This window comes from Pseudolactococcus raffinolactis NBRC 100932 (assembly GCF_001591765.1).
Taxonomy (GTDB): domain Bacteria; phylum Bacillota; class Bacilli; order Lactobacillales; family Streptococcaceae; genus Pseudolactococcus; species Pseudolactococcus raffinolactis.
Map to the genome: position 1 here is coordinate 1 of NZ_BCVN01000052.1, position 8,227 is coordinate 8,227.

The window sequence follows — 8,227 nt, forward strand, 5'->3', positions numbered from 1 at the left end:
TTAAAAAAGTAAAAGAGTAGTTACCAAAAAACTGTAACTACTCTTTTTTTATAAAAATATGAGGAAAACAGCTTCACTTCCTCAAACGCCTAACAAAAATGATTGCTTTTTTTTTTAAAAAGCGATATACTAGATATAAGGAGACAACGAACTGAATAAAGAATACAAAAAAAAGAGCCACGACCAACTTATTTTCCGCCAAGAAAATAAGTTGCGAGCCTTAAATGATTACCAGCAATCAATTAAAGAAATCGAGTCCCAAAATTTGGTAAAGTATTTAATTACTTTTATTAAGCAGATACTTAAATATCTGTAAACCCATTATATCGGGTTTTTGAGGGAATTTCAAGTCTTTAAGAAGATACCAGGCAATCAATTAAGAAAAACTTAGTTGATTGCCTTTTTTTTTGTGATTCAACTTTGATCGTAGCTTCTAACTAATTAATTTTTGTAAGAAAGGAGAACAGCTGAATGAATATGAAGAAGAAAAAATTGGTCTGGTTTATGATGGTTGCTATTTTGATGGGCTTTATCCCGCCAATCTTGACTGCTTGTTCAAGTATCGCACAGGCTATAGAAACTCAGCCGGATAAAATCGTAGATCCTTTTAAGTATACACCTGATGGAGGACAATACCCGTCTCATGACACGAATCAGTATACGAAATCAGATTCAAGTGACATGATTAAAAACTATAATTATGGTTCTGAAGGAGATTCAGATAGTAATGTAGAAATTCAAAATATCCTCGAAGGTAATCTTAATCTTGATAATGGCTATCATGCTTACGATGTAGGGAATAACCAAAATATTAATTTAAAGAAAATCGTTATTCCTACTGATAATCCCACTCAATTTCAAATTCAACTAGATATCATTGGGGGGTCTTTGAAGGCACGTAAAAATGTCGACGTTGCTTTTGTCGTTGATAAGTCAGGGAGTATGGCTACTAATAATAGATGGAATAATTTAAAGTCGGCCTTAAATACATTTGCTCATGGTCTATTAGATGATAATCCAGGTGGAAGTGTCCAACTTGGAATATCAGGCTTTAGTTCAGTTCAAGAAACAACAACCTATTATCCTTATTATAAAAATGTTCCTTATGGAAAAGTAGGAAATTTTGGTGGCACTCAAGGAAACTACACTGGATTTACTACAAGCGCCGATGCCTTTTTGAATCATGCGTTATTAAATGAAAACCCAAGTGGGGGAACACCAACTTTCTTAGGATTAGATGCTGGCTTAGAACTTTTAACTAATAGCCAATATAACGGAAGAGAAGACGCCCAAAAAGTATTGATTATTTTAACAGATGGATTACCAACTTGGGGACCAACTACTACTTATACTAGTAGCAGTAGTGGAATTCGTCAGAGTGGGATGACACGTTCTTCTGACAATAATGGTAGAGTAGAGACTTTTAAAGCAACTAATACTACTCTTTATATTGGAAATGGATCAGAGACTGGACCAGATATTAGTAGAGTCCGAAGTAATACCATTTCTCACGGAAAAAAAAGAACCGAACAAAATCCTGAAATTGATCGCTATGCCATTGGCTTTGGAGTAACAGATGTTAATGATATCTTAGATGCTTTAGGACCTCAAGGAAAATATTCAGCAACAAGTCACACTGACTTAAATTATGTATTGAATCAAATCAAGAAAAAAATTCAAGATGTGAATGCTCTGATTCGTAATGCTAATGTTTTTGATCCGATGAGCAAGTATGTAGCGTTAGATACTAGTTCAGTTAAAACGCAAGCTTTAACATTAAAAACAAGCTCACCTAAGTCGTTGAATGTAACGACAGGGACTCAACCAGATTATGTAAATGATGTTACCGTGGATACACGCAACAATTCGGTAAATTTATCCAATCTTACTTTATCTGGAAATGATACACAGCGAGATGGCTTGCGTGTGACTTATACTGTTTCTCTCAAAGAAGAGTATCAAGATGACAAGTTCTATCCGGCAAATGGACCGACTTATTTAGCGGACAACCAATATAAAGATCAATTTGGCTTTGCGGTTCCATCAGTTAAAGTGCCACCACAAAAATTTGACATTGAAGCAGAAAAAATCTGGGACGATGAGGATAATCAGTGGGGAACGCGTAAAGAAGTGACCCTACAACTACAACAAAAGAGTGGCAATGAAAATTGGGCCAATGTTTCTGGGAAAACAATAACTATTAAAGCAAATGCAACCGGAGATAGCCTGAAAGGGAAGTTTTCTGATGTACCCGCTTATGACAGCTCTAAAAATGTGCTTGAGTATCGAGTAGTCGAAGAACGAGTTAATGGGTATGAAGAAGCTAGCTATTCTCCAACATCTATCAATGTAAATTCGGATAAGAAACTTTTACAAGTCACCAATAAGTTGCTAAAAACTTCTGTTACATTTACGAAAGTAGGGAATGATGGTAAAACGCCGTTAGCAGGTGCTGGCTTTACTTTGTACAAAGCAGACGGAACAACGGCTATCGGTAAAGAAGTGACATCGGATGACAATGGTCAAGTTACTTTTGACATAGAGTTACCGATTGGTAAATATGTTATCAAAGAAACCACGACACCCTTGGGTTATGAGACACAAGATCCGATTGAAATTATGATTGCTGATGCAGATGGTAAATTAACTGTTTCTGGTATCAAAGATAATCAAGTAGTCAATCTTTTGAAAGACTTTGAATTAATCGTGACTAAGAAAGACATTCTCGGGAAAGATTTGAAAGGTGCCAAGTTTAAATTAGTAGGTAAAGATTACTCTAAGGAACTCGATTCTGATACGAATGTCTTTAAATTTACTGGTTTAAAACCCGGTGAATATGAACTGATTGAAACAGTCGCACCGGATGGCTATGTTGGATTGAAAGATTCAATTAAGATCGTCATTGATCAAGACGGCAAAGTCACCATTGATGGGAAAGAACAAAAAGATGTTATTACCACTGATGGCAATGTGATTAAATATAATGTTGCTAACCAACAAAAAGGACTTTTGCCATCTACTGGTGGACAAGGCATTCGACATTTAATGGAATTTGCACTACTAGTGATTGGTTTATCGGCTCTTGTCGGTGGCATTTATGTCTACCGTAATCGAAAGGAGTTGAACTAAGATGAAGAATAAATCATTGTTCATAAAAATCACCATACTTCTTTCAACTTTGCTGGTAGGGATCTTTACGGGGCAACAAGCCTTTGCGGATGACGGGACGATCGATATTGTGATCCACAAACAATTGTTGGACCAAGCACCTGATGCAGCTATTCAAAATACGGGAGCGGCCGATCAAGATATTAAAGATCCAATCGAAGGGGTCGGCTTTACGATTTATAACATTACAGAGGATTATTATAAATTGGTCAAAGGCTCTGACGAAACAACAACTATTCAAATGATTCAAGAAAATGTTGCTGATTATCAAAAAATTATCAGAGGACAAGGCCTGACTGATGAAAAAGGCACAATCAAATTTCCCCAACTACCTAAAAGCAGTGGCGGTAAAAATGCGGTTTACCTGATTGTTGAAACGGCATTGCCTGATCCTGAAAAGGTAAAAGTCGAAAAAGCGGCCGAACCCTTAGTAGTGGCTTTACCAGTGTATGAAATGAGCACAGACGGTAAAACCTATACGAACAAAGAATTAGCTACCGTTCACCTTTACCCTAAAAATGTGGGAACAATCGTTGAAAAGCCAGTGACACCAACTAAACCTAAAAAACCAAGTAAACCGAAGAAACGCTTGCCACAAACAGGTGAAGCAAAATTCTTCTTAGGTATATTGGGGATTCTTTTGATCGGTACGGCGATCATTTTATGGCGGAAACATTCCGTACGAAACAATTAATCAAAGGTACAAAAGACTAAGGTCTATTGGAATATTCTACAAAAATCAAGGAGGAATTAGAATATGAAGAAATTGTGGAAAACACTTTTTGCAGCACTACTTGTGTTGCCATTGTTCACCGGCATGTTCGGTGCGGAAACAGTAAATGCTGCTGAAGCAACAACGACAAATGTAACGATCAACAAACGAATCTGGAAAGATGGCAAAGCTCCAGCACAAGATTCCATGCAAAATACTGGGGAAAAAATGGACTTTGGTGGAGATCCACTTGAAGGAGCAGGCTTTACAGCCTATGATGTAACAGATGCTTATCTTGCTCTGATTGCAAATGGTAAGTCACAAGCAGAAGCAAAAAAAGAAATTGCTGATAATGCGTCAAATTACACAACTGTAGCAAAAACAGAACAAAAAACGGATGCCAAAGGTCAAACAACTTTTGAAGGACTTGCTTTAAAAGACGGGGACAAAGATAAAGTCTATATGTTTGTTGAAACAAGCACGCCAGGCAATGTTTCCGTAACGACAAAAGCCGCTCCAATCGTTTTAGCAATGCCAATCTATACGTTTAAAGATGGCAAATATTCAGATACAATCAATACCAACGTTCAAGTCTATCCAAAGAACGAAACCAAGACTGATAAAAAAGAAGTTGCCAATTTAGATAAGTTCACTGAAGTTAAGGGTGCTGATGGAAAAGTTTTATATCATAACCTTACAACTGGCGATGAAATCGAATATAAATTAACTTTAAATATTCCTGCGGACATTCTGAAAGATGGCGTCACTTACTCTGTAACTGATACGCCAACTGCTGGACTTGCTTATGTAAAAGGTTCTTTTGCAACAACTGGTTTAGTAGCTGGAACTGACTATGATTTAACTGAAGATTCTGCAACTGGCGGATTTACTGTTACTTTGAAACAAAGTAAAAATGTAGGAAAATTAGCTGGTAGTCAATTGATTGCTACTTACAAAATGAAATTAACTGCTGAAGTAAATCCTGACGATTTAGTAAACAATAGTGCCCAAGTAACAATTGGTAACAAACCTCAAGATAAAATTACACCTCCAACAAAATTTGGTACAGGTGGTTATAAATTCGTCAAAAAAGATTCACAATCTGGTGCAACCTTATCTGGTGCGGAATTTGTCGTAAAACAAGACTCTAACTTTGCAATATTTGAAGATGCTAAAAACACTAAAGGTGAATATATCTTTAAAGAATGGACGACTGATGAAGCAAAAGCAACGAAAATCGTTTCTGACAACAAAGGTGAGTTGAAAGTAATTGGTTTGAAAAATGGTTACTATCAATTAGAAGAAAAAGCGACTTCAAGTGATAAATATGTGTTACTTGATGAAGATGTCGATTTCACTGTTGAACACGGTCAATATGGCAGTCAAGAACTAAAGTCTGTTCTTAACACGCCTAAAGGTCTGCTTCCATCAACAGGTGGTAACGGGATCTATGCCTTCTTACTTATCGGTGCTGCACTTATGATCGGTGCTTACGCTTGGTTCAAGAAATCTAAAACACAAGCTGAAGTCTAAGATATAGTTTTAAAATAGCAAAAGGCAGCTTCATTTCTTGAGGTTGCCTTTTCTTTTAAATAGGGAGAAGGAGGTGCAAGCATGGATCAGCGCCAAAAAAATGAACGGATCAATTTGATTTTAAAACTGCTAATGGCGATTTTATTTACGACCGGTGCCATTATTTTCAGCTATCCCTTTTTGTCCAATGCGGTGAATTCCTATTATGACCAAAAGATGATGGAAAAAAACTTGGCTGAGATGGCCGCAACAAATACCAAAGAACAAGCAAAAAGGTACCAAGAAATGGCCGAAAAAAATAAAGATCTAGCTGAAAGTAAGAACATGACCAATATTCCTGGCATGGGACTGGTAGAAGACCCGTTTGAAAATGCGGTCGATGATGCCAAAGATCCGGGTAAAGCCTATTATGAAGAGCATACCGTGGGTGCTATCTATATTCCAAAAATTTCGGTCAGCTTACCTTTATTTGATGAAACCAATGCTGCTCTTTTGGAAAAAGGCGCGACGATTTTACAAGGAACGTCTTATCCGATCGGTGGCGATAGTACCCATTCGGTGATCTCAGGCCACAGTGGCTTGACGGAACGTAAACTTTTTACAGATTTAGAAAAGTTGGTGATTGGCGATAATTTTTATTTGACCATTGCTGGGGAAAAATTGGCTTATGCGGTCGATGACATCCAGATCGTTTTACCGTCGGATATCGACAAAGTGGTCATCCAACCGGGGCGGGACTTGGTGACCTTATTGACTTGTACACCTTATGGCATCAATACCCATCGTTTATTAGTCACTGGACACCGTGTGCCTTATGTGGAGGAAATGGCGGAGGAAGTGACCAGTACCAAAAAAGCGGTCGAACGGCGTTTTCGCTTGTATTTACTACTGATCCCGCTTTTCTTTGCCATGATTTTCTATTGGATGTATCGCAAGTTCGTCTATTATCAAAGTGGCAAACACAGTTATGACTTTTGTTTTTACTTATTGGAAAATGGTCAACCCAAAGCAGGCGTGACTTTTACCTTAGTCCGTAAAAAACGCTGGGCAACAGATGTCACTAACCAACCAGTTGCTGTAAGCCAGGTGGATGGATGGGTGTCTTTCCCTGAGATCAGAGGGGGGCGTTATTATGCCAAGGCGATCGATGGGTCGACAAAACCAGTTAAGGGCAAGGTCCGCCGTTTAAAAGATCGGCAGTTTGTTTTAAGCAGCGTCACGAAGAAAAAGCAAGGTAAGAAAGTTACTTATTATCTGGAGAATGGAGCGAAAAAATGAAGAAAAATCGGCAAATGATCTCGCAAATTGCGATCATCCTCATTTTTTTGGTCGGCATCTTGACCATGCTCTATCCTTTTTATGTCGATGCGTTGAATAATGTGATCGATCAAGTGCGCGTCGATCGCTATTTGAAGGAAAGCCAGAAAGAATTTGAAGCCGAACGCAAGCGACTGGCGGAAGAAAATAATAAATTGAGCGACAGCGGGTTAGCTCCGGGTGCCGATCCGTTTGCGAATCCGAATGGTGGTACGGTTTCAGCTGCTTATTACAAAAAGCATTTGATTGGGACCATCAATCTTCCTGATTTGGCCATTGAGTTACCGCTATTTGATACGACCAATGATGATTTATTGGAACAAGGTGCGACGGTCCTAGATGGCACGTCCTTTCCTGTTGGTGGCGCAAGTACCCATGCGGTGATCTCGGCTCATCGTGGCTTGCCAGAACGGGAACTCTTCACCAATCTGCCGGAGCTTAAAAACGGTGATATTTTTCTGCTAAATGTCTTAGGGGAAACCTTGGCTTATGAAGTGTTTGACAGCCAAGTCGTGACGCCAGATCAGACTTCGGTTTTAAAGATCGAACCAGGCCAAGACTTGGTGACGCTCATGACCTGTACCCCTTATATGATCAATAGTCACCGTTTGTTAGTCACAGGAAAACGCGTGCCATATACACCGGCTGCCGAGAAAAAACAAGTCAAAGGCGATCGTTTTCGTAAGTTGAAACAAATCGCTATCTTGGGGGGGACGGCCCTGTTGATCTTAGCCGCTATTTATCAATTGTATCATGTGATCGCCCGTTACCGATTGCGGAAAGTGCGTTTTGATTTCACTGTTTGCTTAGAAGGCGTGGCAGAACATACGCCAATCGCACTCTATGATAAAAAAGGGAAAAAAGCCCTGCGGCGTAATGGAAAAGCCTATCAAGAACTAACAGATCAAACCGGACAAGTCACTTTTACCGATCTACCAGGGGATTGCTATCGTTTGAAATTGGGCAAGAGTTGGTTGGTGCAGTTTGGTTTGAAGAAAAAAAAGAGGCCATCCAAGATTTGGAAGATAAATAAGAAAAAAGTTATGTTAAAAGAAGAAAGAATACTAGAAGTCAAATAAAAAATGCTCATGTTATCAAATGATTTAAATCCATAAGATACACGTTTGATTGTTTAATATGGGTATTCTTAGCTTCTATTTTGTCATTGGTATGGGGATAAATCAATGCACTTCGTATACCTTCGTTATATTTGAGTAAATTTTGTAGTTTTTTCTAAATTCGCAAATTGTAAAATGAAGTTAGCCACCTTGAGAGAATGAAAAAACACCCTGAAATGTTAGACTTGTAGTTGCTAGAAAACAAAGTCGAAAGGTTTCATGATGCAAAACAATTATACCTCAAAAGGTAAGCATTTAACAGAGTCAGAACGTCTCCTTATTGAACGTTGGCACAATAAGGAAAAAGTCAGTAATCGAGAAATCGCTTATCGTCTTGGTAAAGCCCCTCAAACGATTCATAACGAGATACAACGAGGGA

General features: G+C 38.5%; 6 protein-coding genes and 1 pseudogene. 6 read left to right on the forward strand and 1 reads right to left on the reverse strand.

From position 1 onward, the window contains the following. The first annotated feature begins 477 nt into the window (after positions 1-477). The 5 genes from LRA01S_RS09840 (at position 478) to LRA01S_RS09860 (ending at position 7,809) form a co-directional block, all read left to right on the forward strand. Positions 478-3,129, forward strand: a complete 2,652-nt coding sequence (locus LRA01S_RS09840; RefSeq protein WP_061775460.1) for a SpaA isopeptide-forming pilin-related protein — start codon at positions 478-480, stop codon at positions 3,127-3,129. A gap of 1 nt (position 3,130) precedes the next feature. Further along, positions 3,131-3,862, forward strand: a complete 732-nt coding sequence (locus LRA01S_RS09845) for a pilin N-terminal domain-containing protein (RefSeq protein WP_061775456.1) — start codon at positions 3,131-3,133, stop codon at positions 3,860-3,862. 63 nt (positions 3,863-3,925) lie between these two features. Then, positions 3,926-5,413: a SpaH/EbpB family LPXTG-anchored major pilin gene (locus LRA01S_RS09850; protein ID WP_061775457.1), complete on the forward strand. Its 1,488-nt coding sequence runs from the start codon at positions 3,926-3,928 to the stop codon at positions 5,411-5,413. An 81-nt stretch (positions 5,414-5,494) separates the two neighbouring features. After that, positions 5,495-6,691, forward strand: a complete 1,197-nt coding sequence (locus LRA01S_RS09855; protein ID WP_061775458.1) for a class C sortase — start codon at positions 5,495-5,497, stop codon at positions 6,689-6,691. Then, positions 6,688-7,809, forward strand: coding sequence for a class C sortase (locus LRA01S_RS09860; protein WP_061775459.1), 1,122 nt, complete (start codon positions 6,688-6,690; stop codon positions 7,807-7,809). Before LRA01S_RS09855 ends, LRA01S_RS09860 begins: the two co-directional genes overlap by 4 nt. 2 nt (positions 7,810-7,811) lie before the next feature. Here the strand turns inward: LRA01S_RS09860 and LRA01S_RS11345 are convergent. Continuing rightward, positions 7,812-7,963 (reverse strand): annotated as a pseudogene (locus tag LRA01S_RS11345) (transposase); the annotation flags it as partial. A 107-nt stretch (positions 7,964-8,070) separates the two neighbouring features. On the opposite strand from LRA01S_RS11345, the gene LRA01S_RS10840 reads away from it, so the two are divergent. After that, positions 8,071-8,227: helix-turn-helix domain-containing protein (locus LRA01S_RS10840; protein ID WP_156470237.1), on the forward strand; the 157-nt coding region annotated here is incomplete at its 3' end.